Raw genomic sequence first — 21,285 nt, forward strand, 5'->3', positions numbered from 1 at the left:
GTCAGGGCCTCACAGTGAAGGCGAAGCTGCCATTGGTGCGGTGGGTGTCGACCGAGGCCGCGACCCAGTCGACGGTGTAGCGCCCAGGCGCCAGCTCGCTCAGCGCGACGAGGAGCTTCTTGCCGCTGGTGTCGGCGAAACGGGCCGCGCCGCTGTCGACGCGGCGCCCGGCGGCGTCCTTCACGGCGATGCTGGAGAGCTTCTCCTCGAGCTTCTCGGTGAAGCTGATCGAGACCTCGCGCGGCGCGGTGCGCACGGTGCTGTCCACCGCCGGGCTGGCGCTGACGAGATGGGCGTGAGCGAGTGCGGGCGTCGAGCCGACGATCGCCAGCAGGGCGAGTGTCATCACGGCCTCGCGCCGCGTGGGGGAAGCGGTGGCTTCTCCGGTCGGGAATTCGATCACCATTGCACGACGCCTTTCTGCCAGACGAGAAGCCGGTCACGGATGCGGAAGAGGAGGGTGGTGAGGCCGGAGAACAGCACGGCCATGACGAGGAGCCCGGCATAGAGGTGGCCATACGCGGTCCAGCCGCGCGCCCAGTCGATGTAGTAGCCGAGGCCGGCCTTGACCCCGATCATCTCGGCGACGACGAGCACGGCGATGCCGTGGCCGAGCCCCATAAACAGGCCGACGAAGAGATGCGGCAGAGAGGCCGGAATCGCGACGCGCAGCAACAGGAAGCGCTGGTTGGCGCCGAGCGTGCGAGCGACGTCGTAATAGGCCTTGTCGACGGCAGCGACGCCCGACCAGGTCAGGATCGTCACCGGGAACCAGGTCGCGAGCGCGACGAGGAAGACGCCGGCGCTGAAGCTCGACGGGAACAGGAACAGCACCAGCGGGATCAGCGCCGTGGTCGGGATCGGGCCGATGAAGCGCAGGATCGGGCTCGTCCAGTAGCCGACGCGCCGCGTCCAGCCGGTGGCGAGGCCGGTGAGGAAACCGGCGACAGCGCCGAAAGCTATGCCCAGTGAGAGCAGCACCAACGAGGCCCGGATGCCTTCGAGCAGGCGCGGATAGTCGCTGGCATAGGCTTCGAGCAGGCCCTGTGCCGGCGGGAAATAGGGCAGCGGCCAATAGCCGGTCTTGGCCGAGGCGATCTGCCAGATCGAGAGCAGCACCGGCAGGGCGATAAGCCAGGGGCCGTTCTTCCTGAGCCAGCGATCGACGCCGCGCAGGCGGGCGCCTAGCCCGTAGCCGAGCAGCAGGACCGCGCCGATCAGCCATTGACCGGCGGCGAGATGGGCGGTCAGGGCGAAGTCGCGGATGTTCGGCCAGAGAAGGGTGATTGCGCCGGCGGCGCTCCAGGCGAGCGTGGCGAAGACGAGGGTGAGGTCGCGCTGGCTGATGTCGGCCGGCGCGATCGCAACGTTCCTGTCCGTGATCGCGTGATCAGTCACGGTATGGGCATCCTGATGACGGGGAGGACAGGCGGATGCCGGCCGGCACCCGCCAACGGGACGTCAGCCAAGGACGTCGACGGTGATGCGTTCGGCCAGCGCCTTGGGATCGGTGCGCGGGCGGATGACGCCGACCGAGCGCAGGTCGTCGGCATAGAGCGCGATCTCATCGCGCAGCCGCTTGCCGGCGCCGAAATGATGCTCGTGCGTGTGGCTGCGGATGATCTCGCCGAGGATCGGCTTGGCGATCGGGCTGTAGGCGGTGAAGATCTGCGCAGCCTCGTCCGGGTTGTTCTTGACCCAATCGGCGGCCTCGAGCAGGGCGCGCGTCAGCGCAGCGCTCGCGGGCTTGTTGTTCTCGGCGAAATCCTTGCGCACCGCGATGCCGCAGCAGGACAGGTCCTTGTAAGGGTCGGTTGTGAGCAGGCCGCCGATCTCGTGCAGCTTGCCCTCATTGTTCTTGAGCACCAGGAAGATGCCGGGGTCGGCGTCGACGGCTGCCTGGATCTCGCCCCTCTTGATGGCTTCGCCGAGCAGGTCGACCGGATAGACGCGCCAGTCGACCTCGTTGGCCGGGTTGATGCCGGCCTTGAAGAGCTGGACCGCAAGGAAGTTCTTGCCGGCGCTCGCCATGTCGACGACGCCGATCGACTTGCCCTTCAGCGACTTGTAGTCGACCTCCTGCGAGCCCACGCCCGAGATCACCCGGATGCAGCCGCCATGCAGCGCGCCGGTGAAGCGGATGTTGATGCCCTGCTCCAGCGGCTTCAGGAAGCGCAGGATGAAGTTGACGGTGGCGTCGATCTTGCCGGAAGCGACGGCTTCCAGGCTGCCGTCGAAGTTCGAGCCGAACTTGACGATCTCGACATCGAGCCCGTGCTTGGTGAAGAAGCCCTTCTCCAGCGCAGCCGGCACCGAGATCAGGCAGATGCCGGTGCCGCTCCAGCCGAGCTTGAGCTTGTGCGGCGCACCCTGCGCCAGCGAGGGCGCCGAACCGAAGCCGGCGGCGATCGGCGCGCCGACTGCGAGCGCGGAGGCGCCGGCAAGCACATGGCGGCGGGAGAGGAGCGGGCTGTTGTCCGACATGACGAAATCTCCTGGAACGAAGGGAAACGGGACGAGGAAGGGCAGCTACCAGCTGGCGTCGAGGCCGAGCAGGCTGAGGCTTTCGCGGCGCAGTTCGGCGAGGCGCGGATCGCCGCGATGGCGCGGATAGGGCAGGTCGACGGCAAAGTCGGCCTTCACGCTCGCGGGGCGGTCGCTGAAGATGACGACGCGGGTCGCCAGGAACAGCGCCTCCTCGACGTCATGGGTGACGAGGATCGCGGTGAAGCCCTTGCGCTGCCAGAGCGAGACGAGCTCGGCCTGCATGGTCAGGCGGGTGAGCGAGTCGAGCTTACCGAGCGGCTCGTCGAGGATCATGATCGAGGGGTCGTTGACCAGCGCCCGCGCCAGCGCGACACGCTGCGCCATGCCGCCCGAGAGCTGATGCGGATAGGCGTTGGCGAACTTGCTCAAACCGACCAGCGCCAGCGTCTCGTCGACGCGCGGCCACTGGCTGTTCAGCGTGCCTTGGGCGCGCGGGCCGAGCGCGACATTGTCGCGGACCGTGAGCCAGGGAAACAGCGTCGGATCCTGGAATACGACGACGCGCGAGGGGTGCGGGCCGGTGATCGGCTTGCCATCCTCGCGCAAGGATCCCGCGCTCGGCGGCTCCAGCCCGGCGACGAGGCGCAGCAGCGTCGACTTCCCGCAGCCGGATGGACCGAGCAGAGCGACGAACTCGCCCGGCTTCACGTCGAGGCTGATATGGTCGAGCACGGGCAGGACCGAGCCGTCGAGGTCGAAGGCGTGGCTGACTTTGTCGATGGCGAGCGAGGCGCCGGCGATGGGCCGGGCGGCGGGCTGCAAGGCGAGCGCTACCATTGGACGAGACCCTTCTGCCAGGAGAGGACGCGGTCGCGCAGGCGGAACAGCAGGGTGATCGAGCCCGAGCAGAGCAGGGCCAGCACGACCAGCGCGGCATAGACATTGGCGTAGGAGGCCCAGCCCTGGGCCCATTGCATGTAGAAGCCGATGCCGGCCTTCACCCCGACGAGCTCGGCCACCATCAGCACCGAGAAGGCCGAGCCCAGCGCCATGAAGAGGCCGACGAAAACGTGCGGCAGCGCGGCCGGAATGGCGACGCGCAGGATGAGGAAGCCGGGCCCGGCGCCAAGCGTGCGGGCGACGTCGTAATAGCGGCTGTTGACACTGGCGATGCCCGACCAGGTCAGCACCGTCACCGGAAAGCCCGTCGCCAGCGCAATCAGGAAGATGCTGGCGCTCCAGCTCGACGGGAAGGCGAAGAAGGCGATCGGCAGCCAGGCGGTGGCCGGCAGCGGCCCGATGAAGCGCAGCACCGGATGCACCCAGTAACCGGCCTGGCGCGACCAGCCGATCGCGACGCCGGTGAGGAAGCCGAGCACGGCGCCGACCACAAAGCCGGTGACGAGCAGTTTCATCGAGGCGAGGACACTGGCGCCGAGCGTCGCATAGTCCTCGGTGTAGACCTCGATCAGGGCTTGCGGCGGCGGGAAGAAAGGCAAAGGCAGCCAGCCGAACTTGGCCGAGGCGAGCTGCCAGAGCGTCAGCGCGGCGCCGGACGCCGTCGCCCAGGGGCCGGCTTCGCGAATCCAGTCGCCGGCCCGCGGCAGCCAGCGGCCGGCGAGGGTCAAGCTGACGAAGCCTGCTGCAAAGATGGCTGCGCCGAGCGCGAAGCGACGCGTCTCGAGCCAGTCGCTGACATCGGGCCAGGCGACCGCGCTGACGGCGACCGCAGCCCAGGCGAAGCCGGCGCTCAAGCCGGACCAGGCAAGGGCGCGCGGTTGCTGCCGCTCGCGAATGAGATGAATGGAGGTGTCGGCTAGGGTCGTCATGAGCCTCGTCGCGCTGCTGGCGGAGCCGCCGGCCTGCAGATCCGCAGGCCGGATATCAATAGGCTAGCAGTGAGGCGATATTAGTCTATAAAATAGATAATCTAATTTAATGCCGGGCGAGGAAGAGGATTTTGCGAGCGTGGTCGCCGGCTATGAAATATTTCTCAGTGTCATCAGTTTTGGCCGAAAAGCGCTTATCCAGCGGCCAAGTTACCAGTCTTGTCAGTTTAATCCCTAAATAAGTAGACTATTGACATGGCGTGACCCGTCATGCGCTCTGGCGGGGAGCGGCAATGTGCCGTTGGTTTGCCAGCATGGAGCTGCCGATATGACGCGAGCGGGAAGCGCTGCGCTGAAGCGTGATGCGAAGCCGGTGAGAGCAGGACGGGAGGAATTGCTGTCGCGCTTGCCGGAGCTGGCGCGGCGCCTTGCTATCGGAGCCTCGGAACGCGAGCAGCGGCGCGAGCTGCCTCATGAGAGCTTCGGTCTCTTCCGCGAATCCGGCCTCGGTGCCTTGCGCGTGCCGGTCCATCTTGGCGGCCCTGGCGGAAGTCTGCGCGACCTGTTCGAGGTGATCGTCACGCTCGCCGCGGCCGACCCGAACGTGGCGCACGCGCTGCGCTCGCATTTCAATTTCACCGAGACGCATGTGTTGGGCGAGGACACGCCGCGCTCGCGCGAGCTATTAGGGCTCGTCCTCGAGGGCGCGCTCTTCGCGGGTGCTTCGACCGAGCTCGGTACTGCCAAGCCAGGACAGGTGACGACGCGGCTCCTTCGCGACGGGGAGGGCTTCAGGCTCGTCGGGCGCAAGTTCTACGCGACCGGCACCGCCTTCGCCGACTATGCGGTCTTCAGCGCCCAGGACGAGGAGGACAGGTCCGTCGGCGTGCTGGTGCCGACGAGCCGGGCAGGCATCACCGTCCATGACGACTGGGACGGGATGGGGCAGCGCCTGACCGCCAGCGGCAGCGTCACGCTCGACGATGTTGTCGTGCATCCGGGCGAAGTCACCTATCGCCAGCTCGGACTGGCGATCGGGCGCCATACCTCGTCGCTGCGCCAGCTGCACCTGGTCTCCTGCGCCGCCGGCATCGTCCGCAACATCGTCAGCGATGCCGTCACCTACGCGCAGCGCGATGCGCGCGCGGCGCTGCACAGCTCGGCCGAGACCGGCCGCCAGGATCCCTTCGTGCAGCAGGTGGTTGGCGAGCTCTCCGCCGCCTCCTTCGCCATCGATGCCGCCATCGCGGCTGCTGCCGCCGCACTCGACCGTTCGGCCGAAGGCTTCGTCCGCAATGCGCCCGAGCTCGACGATCTCCTGCTGGCTGGTTCGCTCGCGGTGTCGCGCACGCAGATCGCCGTCTATCCGCAGGCTTTGAAGGCGGCGGAGGCCCTGTTCGAGACGGGCGGCGGCTCGACCACGGCGAGCCGCTACAATTTCGACCGCCATTGGCGCAACATCCGCACGCTCTCGACGCACAACCCGCTGCGCCAGAAGGCGCGCGCCATCGGCGACTATTTCATCAACGACGAGACGACCTTCCTCAAGGCCGGGCGGGTGTTCTGATCGAAGGCGCCGGGCTTTCCGAGGAAAGTCCGGAGCCTGATCGTTGTCTTATTCGGCAGCCTGCCGAGCTCCGCTCCAGACCGCGGAACGCCAGGTCTCCTCGCCGAACTCCGGCGCGATGGCGGCGGTGAAGCGGGCCTGATGATGCTCGGCATCGGCGAAGAACAGGTCGCGGCTGATCGCCGAGACGACGGCCGGCACGTCTCGGCGGATCGAGGGCACGTCGCCGATCGGCAGGCCGAAGCTGACGAAGCCGCCGGGATTGTAGACGTGGATGTTGCGAAGCTGCGGGGCCTTGCCCGGTGTCTTCTCCAGCAGTTCGTGCCCGAAACCGAGATAGGGATGGGCTCCGAGATCCTCGTCCCGTTCGGCCTCCGGCGGGGCATAGCGGTCGCGCCAGAGCAGGACGTCGCCGGCGATATCGGCGAGCTCGGGCCGGCGGGCAAGATCAACCCGGAATCCGGTGCCGGCGATGGCGAAGTCGAAATAGAACTTGTCGCCGGCCAACTCGACCGCGATGCGGTCGTCCTGCTCGCGAGCATCCCGCCACTCCGAAGACAGATGGATGTGGAAGTTGGCGAAGCGCACGGTGCGCTCGATCGCGTCCAGTGTCGGCGTCGAGCCGGCGTCGCGGAAGCGGAAGGCCTGCCGCCAGCGGATCTCGTCCGGCAGGTGCCGGTAATTGTCATAGGCGCCGGGATAGCCGCGGACCCGTGACACCGGCGTCGCGGCGATGTGGCCGCGCCGGGCGAAGAGGTGGACCTCGCGCGCGCCTGCTTCCAGCGCGGCGCCAGCCGCGTCAAAGGCTGAAGCGGCCGCGCCGAGCACCGCGACGGACTTGCCGCGGAGCGAGGCGATGTCGATGACATCGGAGGTATGGGCGCGCAGATGCGGCGGCAGCGCCTCCAGCACCGGCGGCAGATAGGGGTAGCCGCTGCCGGCGACGCCGTTGCCGAGGATGAGCTTGCGCGCGGTCTCGACCCGGCGCTCGCCGTCAACGTCGAGATGCAGGCGCAGATGATCGGCGGCGGGCTCGATCCGCAGCAGTCGCGTGCGGTAGCGGATCGGCAGGCCCAGGGTCGACCGGAACCAGGAGAGATACTCGGCCCAGTCGAGGCGGGGGATGCGGATGAGGTCGGCATAAGCCTGCCTGCCGTGACGGGCCTCGTACCAGGCTTGGAAGCTCAGGCCCTGCACGCCGAGCTCGGGGCCCGCCAGGTTCTTCGGCGTCCGCAGCAGGTTCATCCGCGCCCGTGTCAGCCAGATGCCGGAGCTGGCCTGGTCGGAGGCGGCATCGATGATGCTGATCCGGCGGATGCCGGCGCGCTGCAAGGCGAAGGCGAAGGTCGCGCCGGTATGGCCGCCGCCGACGATGACAACGTCATGATCGATGCCGTCCTGCACCGGGACCCAATTGTCAGGGAAAGGGCCGAGCAGGCGAAGCGCCTCGGTGGCGGAGGAAGAAGGCAGGTCGGTCATTGCTCGATCCAGACATCTGCGAGGTTGCCATTGAGCCCGTCGGCGCCGACCGTGTGATCCTTCACCTTGCGGTTGTAGATCGTCAGATTGGCGAGGGTCTGCAGCGTGATCGAGGGCACTTCCTCGGCGACGATCTGCTGGAAACGGGCGAATTGCTGCTTGCGCCTGGCCGGGTCGAGCTCGACGGTCGCGGCCTCGAGCAGAGCGTCGATCTCCGGGTTGTTGATGCCGGAGCCGTTCGAGAACGGCACGCCCTTCTTGAAGTTCTTCGACCAGTAGAGCCGCTGCACGCCGACCGTCGGGTCGAAGGTGTTGCCCATCGAGTTGTTGGTGAAGTCGAAATCGCGCTCGGTGTAGACCCGCCGGATATAGGTGGCGAAGTCCTGCGAGCGGATGGTGATCTCGATGCCGACCTTCGACAGCGCCTGGCGCAGATAATCGGCGGTGCGGCGATAGCCGTCGCCATAGGGCAGGAAGTCGTGGTTGAGCCGGAAGCGCACGCCGTCGGCGCCGCGCTTGAACCCGGCCTCGTCGAGCAACTGCTCGGCCTTCTTCGGATCGAAGGCGTAGGGCTTCACGGACGGGTCGTGGAAGCGGGTGAGGCGGGCGCTGATCGGCGTCGCGGTCGGCTCGCCATAGCCGTACCAGACCGTGTTCAGGATGACGCGCTTGTCGATCGCATGGGCGATGGCGCGGCGCACGCGCACATCCCTGAGGTACTTGTTCTCGAAGTTGAACTCGATGCGCTGCACCGAGGGGCTGTAGGAATAACCCTTCTCCTCGACGCCGAGGCGAGGGGCCTGCTTGAGCCTGTCGAGCTCGGAGAGCGGGACCGGCGTCTCGCCGCCAAGATCGACCGACCCGGATTCGAAGGCGACGGCGCGCGCCGCGGCATCCGGGATGAACTTCACCACCAGCCGGTCGATATAGGGCTTGGGCTTGTCCCAGTAGTTCGAGTTGCGCTCGTAGACGACATGGCTGCCGCGCACCCATTCCTTGAAGATGTAGGGGCCGGTGCCGACCGGGGCGTTCGTCTTCGGATTGGTCGACGGATCCGTGCCTTCGTAGAGGTGCTTCGGCACGATCGGCGACTCGGACGCCGCGAAGGCGCTGATCAGATAGGGCGCCGGCTTGGACAGCACGATCACCGCCGTCAGCGGGTCAGGTGTCTCGACCGTGACGACATTGGCGAAGGTGCCGCGCCCGCGCGGATGATATTGCTTCAGGATGGCGATCGAGGCGGCGACATCGGCAGAAGTAAAGGGCTTGCCGTCATGCCAGAGCACGCCCTCGCGCAACTTGAACGAATAGCGCAGTCCGTCCTCGCTGATCGCCCAGTCCGTGGCGAGCTGCGGCTTCGGCGTCAGGTCGTGGTCGTAGGTCAGCAACCCCTCCAGCACCTTGCCGCTGACCTTGGTCGATGGGCCGGCCGTATGGGCGATGGTCGAGAGCGCCGGCGGTTCGGGCTCGACCAGCATGTTCAGCGTGCCGCCACGCTTGGGCTGAGCCAGAGCGCTGGAGAAGGGCAGGGCGGCCGCCAGCAGGGTGGCGACGGCGGTGGCTAGGAGGCGCGCGGACATGGCCATACTCTGCGATGCGAGGAGAATGGCCAAACCTAGGATGGTGAGCGTTTTGCAGGCAATATAGTACACTAGAAAAATAGACTAATTTGATGCCGGCATATGGAAAGAAGCGCTTTTCTCCGCGTGATAGCTTCGTGGCGGGGCGTTGGTCGCCGGTTCTCGTGCTGCGGCTCGGCGAGTGACCTGCCTGTCCAATCCCTCATGCCGATCGGAGATTGCTGATGACCGCGCTCGCCGAAGACCGGGCCGGCCCGCCACTGCGCCGGCAGACCGACTACCCCGACAGCCCACTGTCGCGCGCGCTGAAGCAGCCATTGCTGCTCGGCCTGTTCCTCAATCTGCAGGACATCCGCTTCTCGGACCTGCCGACGAGCTCGACCTGGACCTTCGACTACAATGCCGAGCTGGTGAAGCGGGCCGATGCGCTCGGCTTCGAGATCGCCTTCAGCCGCACGCAATGGCTGCCCAAGGGTGGCTATGACGGCGACGCCTCGCTCGACGCCTTCGTCGCGCTCGGGGCCATGGCGGCGGTCACGAAGAATATCCTGCTGATCTCGACGATCCATGTCCTCTACGGGCCGTGGCACCCGCTGCATCTCGGCAAGCTCGGCGCGACGCTCGACCACATCAGCCGGGGGCGCTGGGGCATCAACATCGTCACCGGCCACCGCGCCGTCGAGCACGAGATGTTCGGCCGGCAGCGCATCGAGCACGACAAGCGCTACCTGATGGCGGACGAGCTCTTCGATGTGCTGGGCCGCCTGTGGAGCGAGGACGAGAACTACTCCTACGAAGGCAGGCTCAATCCCTGGCGCCTGCACGATGCCTGGATCACGCCGAAGCCGCTCTATGGCCGCCCGATCCTTGTCAACGCCACCGGCTCGCCGGCCGGCATCGACTTTGCCGCCAAGCATTCCGATATGGTCTTCATCACCTCGCCCGGCGGTTCGCATATCGACAGCGCGCTGGCGACGCTGCCGCCGCATATCGCCGCGATCAAGGATCGGGCGCGCGCCTTCGGCCACGAGGCGAAGACGCTGATCAACCCGATCATCGTCTCGCGCGATACGGAGGCTGAGGCGCAGGCCTATGCGCAGGCGATCCACGACAACAAGACGGTGCTGGCGGGACCGGCCTTCGCCGCGCACGGAAAGGGCAGCAACCAGGGCTATGACAGCGACGCCCATGCCTGGCGCGGCCGGGCCGACGCTGCGCACAAGCAGGGGCTGGGCCTTGGCGGCAATATCGAGATCATCGGCTCGCCCGAGCAGGTGGTCGACAAGATCGCCGCGCTGCATGCGGTCGGCATCGACGGGCTGCAGATCAATTTCTACGACTTCAAGGCCGATTTCGACCATTTCGAGGAGCGCATCCTGCCGTTGCTGAAACAGCGGGGCTTGAGGCTCTGACGTTTGGCGATCGGCTTGTCCGTCATTGCGAGGAGCGAAGCGACGAAGCAATCCAGGGAGACGTAGAGCACTGCCGCCCCTGGATTGCTTCGCTGCGCTCGCAATGACGTGGAGAGCGTGCGCGAAAAGACCCCACCGGCGCGAGCCTGAGGGGCCTTTCCTTTGCCGGGCAGATGCCCTGCCTCAGGCCGCCTTCTGTGCCGTTGCTGCAATCGCCTGCGCGAACTCGCGCGGCACGCGGCCTTCCGGTGGGTGGCTCGGATCGTTCCAGCCATGGGTCGAGGCGTGCCCGGCCGGCACGAGGCTGTCGACGAAGGCCTCGTCGTCGGCGGTGAGGCGGTAGTTCAGCGCCGGCAGATAGCTGTCCCATTGCGCCTCGGTCCGCGGCCCGGCGATGGCGGAGGTGACGAGCCGGTTGTGCAGCACCCAGGCGAGGGCGAAATCGAGCGCTGTGATGCCGCGCGTGGCGGCGTGGCGCTGGATGCGCTGGGCGATGTCGAGCGATTCAGGGCGGTACTCGGTGTTGAGGATGCGCGGATCCTTGCGGCCGGCGCGGCTGTCGGGGGCGGGCTCCGCGCCGGGCTGGTACTTTCCAGTGAGCACGCCGCGGGCGAGCGGGCTGTAGGAGATCACGCCGAGCCCGTTGAAGGCCGCCGCCGGCAATTGCTCGGCTTCGGCGGTGCGGGTGACGATATTGTAGAGCGGCTGGCTGACGACGGGACGGTCGATGCCGTACTCGTCGGCGAGATGGGCGACCTCCGAGATCCGGAAGCCGCGAAAATTCGAGACGCCGAAATAGCGCAGCTTGCCCTGGCGGATCAGGTCGGCGATGGCGCGGACGGCTTCGCCGAGCGGTTCATCGAACGGGGCGCGGTGGAAGTAGAGGATGTCGATATAGTCCGTGCCGAGCCGCTTCAGGCTGGCCTCGACATTCTCGACGATCCATTTGCGCGAGATGCCGCGCTGGTTCGGGCCGTCGCCGAGCGCGTTGGCGAACTTGGTCGCCAGCACCCAGTGATCGCGGTGCTTGGCGATGCCGCGCCCGGTGATCTTCTCCGACTCGCCCTTGCTGTAGGCGTCGGCGGTGTCGATCGAGTTGATGCCCTGGTCGCGCGCCTTGTCGATGATCCGGTGCGAGGTCGCCTCGTCCGTCTCACGGCCGAACATCATGGTGCCGAGCGTCAGCGGCGAGACGCGTAGGGCGGAGCGCCCGAGATGGCGATAATCGATGGCAGTCACGTCTGGTGTCCTTGTCTGTGGTGGGGGAGAGCTGTCTCAGCGCCCGGCAGAGAGGTGCGGGTTCAGCGCGTCGTTCAGCGCATCGCCGACGAGGTTGAGCGCGAGCACGGTGAGGACGATGGCGAAGCCGGGAATGGCGGTGAGGTACCAGGCCGTGCGCAGCAATTCGCGCCCGGCACCGATCATGCTGCCCCAGCTCACCAGATTGGGATCGCCTAGGCCGAGGAAGGACAGGGCCGACTCCATCAGGATCGCCGAAGCGACCAGCACGGAGGCGGTGACGATGATCGGCGAGAGCGCATTGGGCAGGATCTCGCGCAGGATGATGCGCACTGGCCCGGAACCGATCGCGCGCGCCGCGGTGACGAAATCCTTTTCGCGCAACGACCGGAACTCGGCGCGCACGAGGCGAGCGACCATCGGCCAGGTCACCATCGCGATCGCGCCGGTTACGGTGGTGATCGAGGGCTGGGCGATGGCGACGAGCACGACGAGCAGCACGAAGCTCGGCACCGTCTGGACGACCTCGGTCAGCCGCACCAGCACATCGTCGACCCAGCCGCCAAAATAGCCCGCCGTCGCACCGACCGCGATCCCGGCGCTGACACCGAGCGCCATCGCCGTAAAGCCGACCAGCAGCGAGATGCGCGCGCCCCAGACCAGCCCTGCCGCAACGTCGCGGCCGAGCGAATCCGTGCCGAGCGGGAATTCAGGGTTCTGCCCGGGCCAGAGGAAGGGCCGGCCGACCATCGCGAGCGGGTCGTCGGGATAGAGCAAGGGCGCTGCGAGCGCGATACCCGCGACGAGCAGGAGGAAGGCCAGCGCGACCAGGCCAGACGGGTTTCGCAGGAACGCCTTGAGCGCCCGCTGACCGCTGGAGGGCGAGGGGACGGTCGCAACGGCAGGTGTGGATGCCTGCGCGTCCAACGAGCTGGCGATGTCACGCTCCCGGTCGGCGAGCAAGGCAAAGCCAGGACTCGGCAGCACCAGCGGCTCAGATGTCGGCCCGGCCCAGACGATCGCCTCGGAATGGCTCGGGGACCGTTCGATCACACCCATCAGCGAACCTCGATGCGCGGGTCGAGCCATGCCTGCAGCAGGTCAACGACCATGTTGACGATGATGACGAGCAGCGAGCAGAGCAGCAGCACGCCGAGAAGGACGTTGAAGTCGCGCCGCATCACCGCTTCGAAGGCGAGGCGCCCGAGGCCGGGCCAGCTGTAGACCGTCTCGACCACGACGGCGCCGCCGAGAATGCCGCCGAAATGCATGCCGGCGAGCGTGGTCACCGGCAGGAGTGCGTTGCGCAGGATGTGCCGGGTCGCGACATCGAACGGCGTGAGGCCCTTGGCCGTCGCGGTGCGGATGAAATCCTGCGAAGCGACCTCGAGCATCGTCGCCCGGGTCAGCCTAGCGTAGATCGCGACATAGAAGAGTGCCAGCGATGCGGCCGGGAGGATCATGTGGCGGGCCTTGTCGAGCAGGCTCTCCAATCCCGAAAGACCCGCCCCGATCGTCTCCGCGCCGCCGCTCGGCAGCCAGCCGAGCTTGACCGAGAACAGCACGATCAGCATCAGGCCGATCCAGAACCCCGGCACCGAATAGAAGATCAGCGAGCCGATGGAGATGAGCCGGTCTGGCCAGCGCCCGGCGTTGAGGGCCATCACTGCGCCCAGCGCGATTCCGAGCAGAAGAGCCAGCGACAGGGAAAGGCCCATCAGCAACAACGTGCCCGGCAGACGCTGCGCGATCAGGTCAACGACGGGCATGTTGTAGCGCGGCGAGAAGCCGAGGCTGCCTTGGGCGAGATTGCCGAGATAGGCGAGCAGTTGGTCGAGCAGCGGCAGGTCGAGGCCGAACTGCTTGCGCAGCATCACCATCGTCTCCTCGGTCGCGGCCCCGGCCTCTCCGGCCATGACGTCGGCCGCGTCACCCGGCGCGAGCTGCAGCAGGAGGAAATTCAGGATGACGATGCCGATGACCGTCGGAATTGCCTGGATCAGGGTCTTGCGCAGGACGCCGGATAAACGGGAAAGCGACATTCAATCGATCTACCAATTTTATAGATTATTTTGACGCACCGAGAGGCATGCATTCGGCCGCTAGTGCAGACTGGAGCGCGCCGAAGAGTGTTCGTTAGACTTGCCGGGAGGCGCGCCGAAAGTGGCCAGCTTTTCGAGCAGATCCAAGCCAGCGGGCCAGTCGCCCAGGCCGCTATCGGCATCGAGATGTCCGGCGTTGCCGGCATCGATGAACGCGGCGTCCCATATATTGGCGAAGATGCGGGCCCGGTGGATATCCATGTGGGGATCCGTGCGGCTGGCGACGACAAACGCCGGAAACGGGAATGGATCGTACGGCAGCGGACCGAACGAGGCGAGGTCGGCCGCCAAGGTTGTCTCGGCCTCTGGATCGACCGGGGCGACCAGCATTGCGCCGCGGATCGGCAGATCGGGATAGCGCGCCGCCAGATGTGCGATCACGGTCGAGCCGAGCCCATGGCCGACGAGCACGACGTTGGGGTGATGCCCGATATGCTCGCGCAAGATTTCGAGCCAGGCATCGAGGCGCGGGCGGCTGGTTTCGGGTCGCTCCACGCGCTCGACGGTGTCGAGCCGGCTTTCCCAGCGGGCTTGCCAATCCGTAGACTTCACCCTTGTTCCGGGGACGATGAGGATGGCCATGCGGCACCTCCTTTCATCGTGTCATCATCAGTGCCAATCGCTCGTTCGGTCAATAAAACGACTTGGCAAATTTGGACCTGATTATAGAACGATACTCTGCCATTCATCGGCAGAGATAGGATAGTCGCCCCAGCGGGCTCAGATGCCGGCGCCGTGTTGCAGCGCCTCGTCGAGCTTGCCGTAGACCCCCCGCCAATACAGAAGCGCGCCCTCGTCCTTCGCCTGCCGGATCGCCTTGATGCGGCCGATCAGGATCGTATGCGAATGACGCTCGATCGCCTCGTCGGTCTCGCAGTCCAGCACGGCGAGGGCTCCGGCCAGCGTCGGGGCGCCGGTCACGAGCGGCGCCCAGTCGCCATCCGCGAAGCGGGCCTCGCCCTTGAAGCCGCCGCGGCCGGCGAAGCGATCGGCAATGCTCTGATGGCGGGCGGCCAGGACATTGATCGCGAAATGGCCGGCCGACTCGATCTTGGGCCAGGCGGAGGCGCCCCGATTGACGCAGACGATCACGGTCGGCGGTTCGGCAGCGAGGGCGGTCAGCGACGTCGCAGTCAATCCGGCGCGCTCGCCGGCATGGGAGGCGGTGATGATGCTGACCGCGCCCGCGACATTGCGCATCACCGCCTTGAACGCGTCGGATTGGACATCGGCCGCGCCGGGCGGGGCGAACTGCTGATTCATGATCTCACCGGAATGCGGTTTCCGCTCCGGTTGAAAATAGGTTCTCGTGATAATTTGTCTACTAAAGAAATAGATTTTAGATCGCGAAATCGATCTCCGGCTTGTGGGCTGCGGCGCGGCCGACGAGATCGGCGATCGTGGTGTTGTCGACCACTGCCGCCATCGCGTCGCGCACCTCCCGCATCACCGAGCGGACGACGCAAGCTTCGATGTCAGCGCAATCCTGGCACGGCCTGAAGGCCGACTGGCTGGCGCAGTCGATCGGCGCGATCGGTCCTTCGAGGGCGCGGATGACGGCTCCGACCTTGATGGTCCGGGCCGGCTTCGCCAGCGCGTAGCCGCCGCCCGGGCCCTTCTTGCTGCGCAGCATGCCGGCATTGCGCAGATCGAGCAGGATGGCGTCGAGAAATTTCTTCGAGATGTTGTTGCGCTGGGCGATCTCGGCGATCTGGGCGGTTTCGCCGGCCTCGAGCCTGGCGAGGTGGACCATCGCCTTGATGCCGTATTTGCCCTTGTTGGTCAGCACTGCCCATCCCCCGCATAGAAGTACACTATATCGATCTATTTTGCGGGGGCTGCAAGTAAGTCGGCTGCGGACAGAGGTCTCGGTGACGGACGTTCAGGGCGCCGGGCTGCCATGGAGCTGATGAGCGGCATCGATCCGCGCCTCGATCTCCGGCGTGATCTCAACGTCGAGCGCGGCAAGATCGGCGTTGAGCTGCTCCAACGATGTTGCGCCGATGATCGCCGAGGTCACGAAGGGCCGGCTTGCGACATAGGCGATGGCGAGCTGAGCGGGGTCGAGGCCGAAATCGCGGGCGACAGCGAGATAGCTGTCGATCGCCGCTTCCGTGCTGGGCTTCTGGTAGCGCTGGCCGCGCTCGAACAAGGTCGTGCGAGCTCCGGCCGGGCGGGCGCCGCGCTGGTACTTGCCGGTGAGGAAGCCCTGTCCGAGCGGCGAATAGGCCAGCAGGCCGACCTGTTCGCGCTGGTGGAATTCGGCGAGCCCGATCTCATAGGTGCGGTTGAGCAGGTTGTAGGCGTTCTGCACGCTGGCGACGCGTGGCCAGTTATGGGTTTCGGACAGGTGCAGGAACCGCGACAGGCCCCAGGCGGTCTCGTTCGACAGGCCGATATGGCGGACCTTGCCTGACTTCACCAAGCCGTCGAGTGTGTCGAGCGTCTCCTCGATCGGTACCTCCGAGCCGTCGCCGCCGCGATTGGGCGCGTGCGAGCCGCCGCCGAAGAGCGGCACGTTCCGGCGCGGCCAGTGCAACTGGTAGAGATCGAGATAGTCGGTCTGCAGGCGTTTCAGCGAAGCGTCGATGGCTTCCTCGATGTTCTTCTTGTCGAGGCGGGGCTGGCTGCCGTCCTTACGCAGATAGTTGCGGTCGCCGGGTCCGGCGACCTTGGAGGCGAGGATGATCTTGTCGCGTTTGCCGCTCGCCTTCAGCCAGGTGCCGATGATGCGTTCGGTCGAGCCTTGCGTTTCGGCACGCGGCGGGATCGAGTAGCTCTCGGCCGTGTCGATGAAGTTGATGCCGGCATCGAGCGCGCGGTCGAGCTGGGCGTGCCCTTCCGCCTCCGTGTTCTGCTGGCCCCAGGTCATGGTGCCGAGCGTGATGGCGGAAACGCGCAGGTCCGTGCGTCCGAGCGGACGGTAGTCGGTCATGAAGAAGATCCAATCAGGTGGGGGCAGAGGCCGGTTCGGGGCTGCGGGCCGCGAACCCGCTGATCTCAGAAGAAGCCGAGCGCCGGCAGCTGAGTGCCCTTGAGCTCATAGGCGCCGAGCGCCAGCGCCTTGTAACTCGCGGGGTTGTGCGAGGAGAGCGTGCGGGCATTGCGCCAGTGCCGATCGAGATTCTGCCGAAGGGTCGCCGCCGAGGCACCGCCGACATCAAACAGCGCGGTCGAGGAGCGCAGTGCGAATTCGTCGACCACGACCTTGGTCTTGGCGGCGGTGAGCGATGCGTCGTGGACGAGCGCGGGCAGGCGGGGATCATCCGGAGCGCTTGCCCTGAGCGCTGCGACTGCGTCGAGCGCATCGCCTACGGCGAGGATACCGAGCTCGGCGATGAAGGCCTCACTGGCGATCCGGCCGATGGTCTGCTGCAGGAGCGGATCCTCTGCTGGCACCTCGGCGAGCGCGTAGTAGAAATTGCGCTTGCGGCTCAGCAGCAGCGCCTTCGCATCGCGCAGGACTGCACGCAATACGCCCGCGTTGACGGCGGTCACGATCGTCTGCGCGATCGTGCTGGCGAAGGGTTGGACATAGGACGTCACATCCGTCAGCAACTCGTCGGCTTCGACTCGCACGCTGTGGAAGTTGGTCGTGCCGGTGCCGGTCACGCGCTGGCCGATGCCATCCCAATCGTCGAGGCGCTCGACACCTTCGCGATCGGTCGGGATGATCAGCGAGACATCCTCGCCCTCCGGGGAAGTCGCCCGGACCAGTGTCAGGTCGGCATAGAGCGTGCCGGTGCTATAGAACTTGGTGCCGTCGAGGCGATAGTCGTCGCCGTCGCGCGTCAGCCTGGTCTTGAGGTCGCCGCGCCCGCCGGTCTGCTTGCGGTCGAGCTCGGTGGTGGCGAGGCCGATCAGGGCGCCGGCAGCCACCACCTTGCGCCAGGCCGGATTGTAACCGGGCTCGCGGCCGGTGACGAAGCGCTCGGTCACGAAGAAATGGTTGCGGAAGATGTGGGCGACGCTGGAATCGGCTTCGCCCAGCCGGACGAGCGCGCCGAGCACCTCGCGCCAGGACGCGCCTGCGCCGCCGTCACTCTCGGGCAGGCGCAGTGCGCCGAAGCGCAAGGCTCTCAGCTTGGTCAGGAGATCGAAAGGGTGCTCGCGCCGGGCGTCGCGCTCGGACGATGTCAGCGCGATCTCGGCGAAGACTGCCGCGAGCTCGTCCGGCCTTGCTGCGGCGGGGAGGGCGAGCGCCGGCAAAAGGAGGTTCGCCGCGGTCGGATTTTGAAAGGCACCCATCGATCTCAGCTTTCGATATAGACGTCGGCGAAATTCGCGCGCAGTCCGTTGGCGGAAACGGTGTGGTTCTTCACGCGCTTGTTGAAGACGGTGAGGTTCTTCTGCGCGATCAGGTCGTAATGCGGCAGGTCGTGCACCAGCAGATGCTGGACCTTGCGCAGCAACTCCCGGCGCTTCTCGACATTGGGCTCGACCGCGGCGGCCTCGAACAGCGCGTCGACTTCAGGATTGCTGTAGTTCGCTCCGTTCGAGAACGGCGTGCCCTTCTTGATGTTCTGCGTCCAGAACAGGCGCTGCACCCCGACCGTCGGGTCGAAATAATTGCTCAGCCAGGCATTGGCGAAATCGAAGTCGCGATTGGTGTAGACGCGGCGGATATAGCTGGCGAAGTCCTGGCCGCGGATCGTCACCTCGATGCCGATGCGCGCCAGCGCCTGCTTGATGAATTCCGAGCCGCGCTTGAAGTTTTCGCCATAGGGCAGGTAATCGTTGGTGAGCTTGAAGCGGATGCCGCCGGCGCCGCGCTTGAAGCCGGCCTCGTCGAGCAGCGTCTCGGCGCGCTTCGGATCGAAGGCGTAGACCGGCAGGTCGGTGGCGGCCCATTGCTTCAGCGCCGGGACGATCGGGCCGTCTGTGATCTCGCCAAAGCCGTACCAGACGATGTCGAGATAGGCCTTCTTGTCGATCGCGTGGGCGATCGCCTGCCGAACCTTGCGCTCCTTGAGATAGGGGTTGTCGAGATTGAAGACGAGCTGGTTGATGTCGCCGGAATAGGCGGAGCCCTTCTCCTCGACCGCCAGATTGGGCAGCTTGGCGAAGCGGGAGACCTCCGCGAGGGGAACCGGATTGTCGCCGGAGATGTCGGCCGTGCCGGATTCGAGCGCGACCGCACGCGCGGCCGAATCGGTGACGACCCGAACGATCAGCCTGTCGACATAGGGCTTCGGCTGGTCCCAATAGTTCGGATTGCGCTCGTAGAGGATATGGCTGCCGCGCACCCATTCCTTGAAGACGAAGGGCCCGGTTCCGACCGGGTTGTTGTGAGCGGGGTTGGTGATCGGGTCCTTGCCCTCGAACAGGTGCTTGGGGATGATCGGCGCCTGCGAGGCGATCAGCGCCGTTAGGAAATAGGGCGTCGGCTTCGAGAAGACGACGATCGCGGTATGCGGATCAGGCGTCCTGACCTCGGCGAGATTGGCGAAGGTGCTGCGGTTGTGGGCGTGATGCGCCTTCAGGAACAGCAGCGAGAAGGCGACGTCTTCGGCGGTGAAATCGCGCCCGTCATGCCATTTTACGCCTTGCCTGAGCTTGAAGCTGTAGGAGAGCCCGTCCTCGCTGGTTTCCCAATGGGTGGCGAGCTGCGGCTTCGGCGTCAGGTCGAAATTATAGTCGAGCAAACCTTCGTGCACCTTGGGGCTGACGAAGGAGGTCGGACCCGAAACGTTCACCGCCGAGAGCAGGGCGGTCGGCTCCGGATCGATCAGCGCCGTCAGCACGCCACCGCGCTTCGGGCTCGCAGCGAGCTGTGCCTGGGCGAGAGCCTCGGGGACGAGGCCAGTCGGCGTGACGACAAGCAAGCCGCCGGCCGCGAGGAGCTGGCGGCGCGAGGGGCGGGGTTCGGGCATGGGTTGCGTTCCGTGAATGGGGCCGGCACCGAGGCGCCGGGAGATTGGGAAGGGCAGGTCAGGCGCTGCGCAGCTCAGCCTTTGCGTAGCGGCTCGTCGGACGCGGCAGGCCGAAGCGCTCGCGCAGCGTCGTCTCGCGGTACTCGGTGCGGAACAGGCCGCGCTTCTGCAGGATCGGCACGACGTGATCGACGAAGATCTCGAGGCCGTCAGGCAGCACGTCCGGCATCAGGTTGAAGCCGTCGGCGGCGCCGCTGCGGAACCAGGATTCGAGATCGTCGGCCACCGCCTCGGGCGTGCCGACGGCGACGCGATGGCCGATGCCGCCGCCGAGCTTGTAGATCAGCTGGCGGAAGGTGAGGTTGCCCTTGCGGGCGAAGTTGAGCGTCGCACGAGCAAAGGTGATGCCGCCATTGGGCGGGATCGGCAGGTCAGGGAAGGGCGCATCGAGATCGAGATGCGACAGGTCCTGCCCGAAGGTCCCGCCGATACGGCGCACCGCATAGTCGAGATTGATCAGCGAGCCGAGCTCTTCCTCGCGCCGGCGCACTTCGGCCTCGGTCGAGGCGATCAGCGTGCCGAGCCCGGGCAAGGCGACGATCGAACGGGGATCACGGCCATTCGCGACGGCGCGGCGGCGCAGGTCGCCGATATAGGCGAGCGACAGTTCCTCGTCCTCGCCGACGCTGAAGACGGCGTCGGCATAGCGCGCGGCGAAGTCGCGGCCATCCTCGGAGCCGCCGGCCTGCACGATGATCGGGTGGCCCTGCTGTGAGCGTGGCAGGCTCAAGGGACCGGCGACCTTGAAGAATTCGCCCTCATGCTCGATCCGATGAATCCGGCGCTTGTCGAGCAGGGTGTTGCTGGTCTTGTCGCCGACGAAGGCGCCGTCTTCCCAGCTGTCCCAGAGCTTGAGCAGCACCTCGGCGAATTCCTGGCCGCGGGCATAGCGGCGGCCATGCTCCATCACGCCTTGGCCAAAATTGGCGGAGGCCGCGCCGTTCGCTGTCGTGACCAGATTGACGCCGACCCGGCCGCCGCTGAGCAGGTCGAGCGACTGGAACCTGCGCGCGATGTTGTAGGGCTCGTTGTAGCTGGTCGAGACCGTGGCGATCAGCCCGAGATGGCTCGTTGCCCCGGCGACCGCTGCCAATGTGATGCTCGGCTCGAGTCCGTTGAAGCTCTTCTCCTCGGCCCTGTCCTCAAGCGCCGGCTGGTCGGCGAGGAACATCGCGTCGAGCTTGCCGCGCTCGGCGATCTTCGCGGTGCGGACATAGTGCTCGACATCGATGCTGGCGCGCGGATCGGCCTGCGGCGCACGCCAGGCCGAGGCGTAGAAGCCGCCATGCAGGATATTGACGTTGAGATGAAGCTGTCGGGAACGGGTCATGGCTGCCTCCAGCCCAAAGGCTAGGCGGCATCGCCAATTAGTCAATTAAATTAATAGACTATATAATACGGCTTGAGGGAAAATCTGTTCTCTCGACTCCAGAGACCACACGCCTCGTTCCGAGTCCGGCTGTGTTTTGCCGTGAGCCATCGCTCTGCCCGGCAGCACGATGAATAACGTTATCTTTGCGAGCTCGTTCCGCGAGAAATTCTTCTCACCACTGCCGTTTCTTAAAAAGAACGTTCCAGTTGGCATAAGGAACGATCCTTTGAATAGTCCATTGATATTGTGGCTTATTTCGCTGGCTGCGACGTCCGTTCGCGAGCG

Annotated in this window: 19 protein-coding genes; 2 read left to right on the forward strand and 17 right to left on the reverse strand. The window is 66.2% G+C overall.

All coding sequences use genetic code 11. The features are described from left to right. Position 1 precedes the first annotated feature (1 nt). The 5 genes from copC to ACSQ24_RS02805 all read right to left on the reverse strand — a co-directional run bounded on the left by copC (position 2) and on the right by ACSQ24_RS02805 (position 4,316). A complete protein-coding gene (gene copC / locus ACSQ24_RS02785) occupies positions 2-406 on the reverse strand; it encodes a copper homeostasis periplasmic binding protein CopC (protein ID WP_436093207.1) in 405 nt (134 codons plus the stop codon). Further along, on the reverse strand, positions 400-1,398 hold the full coding sequence (locus ACSQ24_RS02790) for an ABC transporter permease (protein ID WP_436093208.1): 999 nt from the start codon (positions 1,396-1,398) through the stop codon (positions 400-402). The genes copC and ACSQ24_RS02790 overlap by 7 nt, the downstream gene beginning before the upstream one ends. 63 nt (positions 1,399-1,461) lie before the next feature. Further along, positions 1,462-2,484, reverse strand: a complete 1,023-nt coding sequence (locus tag ACSQ24_RS02795) for an ABC transporter substrate-binding protein (protein ID WP_436093209.1) — start codon at positions 2,482-2,484, stop codon at positions 1,462-1,464. Between the two features lie 45 nt (positions 2,485-2,529). Further along, complete coding sequence (locus tag ACSQ24_RS02800) at positions 2,530-3,324, reverse strand: ABC transporter ATP-binding protein (protein WP_436093210.1); 795 nt, start codon at positions 3,322-3,324, stop codon at positions 2,530-2,532. Further along, positions 3,318-4,316, reverse strand: coding sequence for an ABC transporter permease (locus ACSQ24_RS02805; protein WP_436093211.1), 999 nt, complete (start codon positions 4,314-4,316; stop codon positions 3,318-3,320). Before ACSQ24_RS02805 ends, ACSQ24_RS02800 begins: the two co-directional genes overlap by 7 nt. Before the next feature lie 328 nt (positions 4,317-4,644). Here ACSQ24_RS02805 and ACSQ24_RS02810 point away from each other — a divergent pair, with 328 nt between their 5' ends. Then, a complete protein-coding gene (locus ACSQ24_RS02810; protein WP_436093212.1) occupies positions 4,645-5,883 on the forward strand; it encodes an acyl-CoA dehydrogenase family protein in 1,239 nt (412 codons plus the stop codon). A gap of 48 nt (positions 5,884-5,931) precedes the next feature. On the opposite strand, the gene ACSQ24_RS02815 is transcribed toward ACSQ24_RS02810, so the two are convergent. Both ACSQ24_RS02815 and ACSQ24_RS02820 read right to left on the reverse strand, forming a co-directional pair. Further along, entirely contained in the window at positions 5,932-7,362 is a 1,431-nt protein-coding gene (locus ACSQ24_RS02815; RefSeq protein WP_436093213.1) for an NAD(P)-binding domain-containing protein, read from the reverse strand. Further along, a complete protein-coding gene (locus tag ACSQ24_RS02820) occupies positions 7,359-8,948 on the reverse strand; it encodes an ABC transporter substrate-binding protein (protein WP_436093214.1) in 1,590 nt (529 codons plus the stop codon). Before ACSQ24_RS02820 ends, ACSQ24_RS02815 begins: the two co-directional genes overlap by 4 nt. A gap of 218 nt (positions 8,949-9,166) precedes the next feature. On the opposite strand from ACSQ24_RS02820, the gene ACSQ24_RS02825 reads away from it, so the two are divergent. Further along, entirely contained in the window at positions 9,167-10,354 is a 1,188-nt protein-coding gene (locus ACSQ24_RS02825) for an LLM class flavin-dependent oxidoreductase (RefSeq protein WP_436093215.1), read from the forward strand. A 183-nt stretch (positions 10,355-10,537) separates the two neighbouring features. Here ACSQ24_RS02825 and ACSQ24_RS02830 read toward each other — a convergent pair whose 3' ends face one another. The 10 genes from ACSQ24_RS02830 to ACSQ24_RS02875 all read right to left on the reverse strand — a co-directional run bounded on the left by ACSQ24_RS02830 (position 10,538) and on the right by ACSQ24_RS02875 (position 20,958). Continuing rightward, positions 10,538-11,584 (reverse strand): aldo/keto reductase, encoded by a 1,047-nt coding sequence (locus ACSQ24_RS02830; protein WP_436097812.1) that lies wholly within the window; start codon positions 11,582-11,584, stop codon positions 10,538-10,540. Between the two features lie 45 nt (positions 11,585-11,629). After that, positions 11,630-12,652: an ABC transporter permease gene (locus ACSQ24_RS02835; RefSeq protein ID WP_436093216.1), complete on the reverse strand. Its 1,023-nt coding sequence runs from the start codon at positions 12,650-12,652 to the stop codon at positions 11,630-11,632. Continuing rightward, positions 12,652-13,635 (reverse strand): ABC transporter permease, encoded by a 984-nt coding sequence (locus tag ACSQ24_RS02840; RefSeq protein ID WP_436093217.1) that lies wholly within the window; start codon positions 13,633-13,635, stop codon positions 12,652-12,654. Before ACSQ24_RS02840 ends, ACSQ24_RS02835 begins: the two co-directional genes overlap by 1 nt. 60 nt (positions 13,636-13,695) lie before the next feature. Further along, positions 13,696-14,277: an RBBP9/YdeN family alpha/beta hydrolase gene (locus ACSQ24_RS02845; RefSeq protein ID WP_436093218.1), complete on the reverse strand. Its 582-nt coding sequence runs from the start codon at positions 14,275-14,277 to the stop codon at positions 13,696-13,698. A 138-nt stretch (positions 14,278-14,415) separates the two neighbouring features. Further along, on the reverse strand, positions 14,416-14,958 hold the full coding sequence (locus ACSQ24_RS02850) for a flavin reductase family protein (RefSeq protein WP_436093219.1): 543 nt from the start codon (positions 14,956-14,958) through the stop codon (positions 14,416-14,418). A gap of 76 nt (positions 14,959-15,034) precedes the next feature. Further along, entirely contained in the window at positions 15,035-15,484 is a 450-nt protein-coding gene (locus ACSQ24_RS02855) for an RrF2 family transcriptional regulator (RefSeq protein ID WP_436093220.1), read from the reverse strand. 93 nt (positions 15,485-15,577) lie between these two features. Continuing rightward, positions 15,578-16,630 carry an NADP(H)-dependent aldo-keto reductase gene (locus tag ACSQ24_RS02860; protein ID WP_436093221.1) on the reverse strand — a complete coding sequence of 351 codons (1,053 nt, stop codon included), beginning with the start codon at positions 16,628-16,630 and terminating at the stop codon, positions 15,578-15,580. A gap of 65 nt (positions 16,631-16,695) precedes the next feature. After that, positions 16,696-17,943 carry an acyl-CoA dehydrogenase gene (locus tag ACSQ24_RS02865; protein ID WP_436093222.1) on the reverse strand — a complete coding sequence of 416 codons (1,248 nt, stop codon included), beginning with the start codon at positions 17,941-17,943 and terminating at the stop codon, positions 16,696-16,698. A 5-nt stretch (positions 17,944-17,948) separates the two neighbouring features. Further along, complete coding sequence (locus ACSQ24_RS02870; protein WP_436093223.1) at positions 17,949-19,568, reverse strand: ABC transporter substrate-binding protein; 1,620 nt, start codon at positions 19,566-19,568, stop codon at positions 17,949-17,951. A gap of 58 nt (positions 19,569-19,626) precedes the next feature. Beyond that, complete coding sequence (locus ACSQ24_RS02875) at positions 19,627-20,958, reverse strand: LLM class flavin-dependent oxidoreductase (RefSeq protein WP_436093224.1); 1,332 nt, start codon at positions 20,956-20,958, stop codon at positions 19,627-19,629. Positions 20,959-21,285: the final 327 nt, after the last annotated feature.

Source organism: Allobosea sp. LjRoot237, assembly GCF_964253285.1.
GTDB lineage: Bacteria > Pseudomonadota > Alphaproteobacteria > Rhizobiales > Beijerinckiaceae > Allobosea.

Bases quoted from the DNA above. Each gene is read 5' to 3' on its own strand.
- ACSQ24_RS02875 (WP_436093224.1), bottom strand. From the start codon at position 20,958: ATGACCCGTTCCCGACAGCTTCATCTCAACGTCAATATCCTGCATGGC.
- ACSQ24_RS02870 (WP_436093223.1), bottom strand. From the start codon at position 19,568: ATGCCCGAACCCCGCCCCTCGCGCCGCCAGCTCCTCGCGGCCGGCGGC.
- ACSQ24_RS02850 (WP_436093219.1), bottom strand. From the start codon at position 14,958: ATGAATCAGCAGTTCGCCCCGCCCGGCGCGGCCGATGTCCAATCCGAC.
- ACSQ24_RS02820 (WP_436093214.1), bottom strand. From the start codon at position 8,948: ATGGCCATGTCCGCGCGCCTCCTAGCCACCGCCGTCGCCACCCTGCTG.
- ACSQ24_RS02805 (WP_436093211.1), bottom strand. From the start codon at position 4,316: ATGACGACCCTAGCCGACACCTCCATTCATCTCATTCGCGAGCGGCAG.
- ACSQ24_RS02795 (WP_436093209.1), bottom strand. From the start codon at position 2,484: ATGTCGGACAACAGCCCGCTCCTCTCCCGCCGCCATGTGCTTGCCGGC.
- ACSQ24_RS02865 (WP_436093222.1), bottom strand. From the start codon at position 17,943: ATGGGTGCCTTTCAAAATCCGACCGCGGCGAACCTCCTTTTGCCGGCG.
- ACSQ24_RS02825 (WP_436093215.1), top strand. From the start codon at position 9,167: ATGACCGCGCTCGCCGAAGACCGGGCCGGCCCGCCACTGCGCCGGCAG.
- ACSQ24_RS02840 (WP_436093217.1), bottom strand. From the start codon at position 13,635: ATGTCGCTTTCCCGTTTATCCGGCGTCCTGCGCAAGACCCTGATCCAG.
- ACSQ24_RS02845 (WP_436093218.1), bottom strand. From the start codon at position 14,277: ATGGCCATCCTCATCGTCCCCGGAACAAGGGTGAAGTCTACGGATTGG.
- ACSQ24_RS02815 (WP_436093213.1), bottom strand. From the start codon at position 7,362: ATGACCGACCTGCCTTCTTCCTCCGCCACCGAGGCGCTTCGCCTGCTC.
- copC (WP_436093207.1), bottom strand. From the start codon at position 406: ATGGTGATCGAATTCCCGACCGGAGAAGCCACCGCTTCCCCCACGCGG.
- ACSQ24_RS02800 (WP_436093210.1), bottom strand. From the start codon at position 3,324: ATGGTAGCGCTCGCCTTGCAGCCCGCCGCCCGGCCCATCGCCGGCGCC.
- ACSQ24_RS02860 (WP_436093221.1), bottom strand. From the start codon at position 16,630: ATGACCGACTACCGTCCGCTCGGACGCACGGACCTGCGCGTTTCCGCC.
- ACSQ24_RS02810 (WP_436093212.1), top strand. From the start codon at position 4,645: ATGACGCGAGCGGGAAGCGCTGCGCTGAAGCGTGATGCGAAGCCGGTG.
- ACSQ24_RS02835 (WP_436093216.1), bottom strand. From the start codon at position 12,652: ATGGGTGTGATCGAACGGTCCCCGAGCCATTCCGAGGCGATCGTCTGG.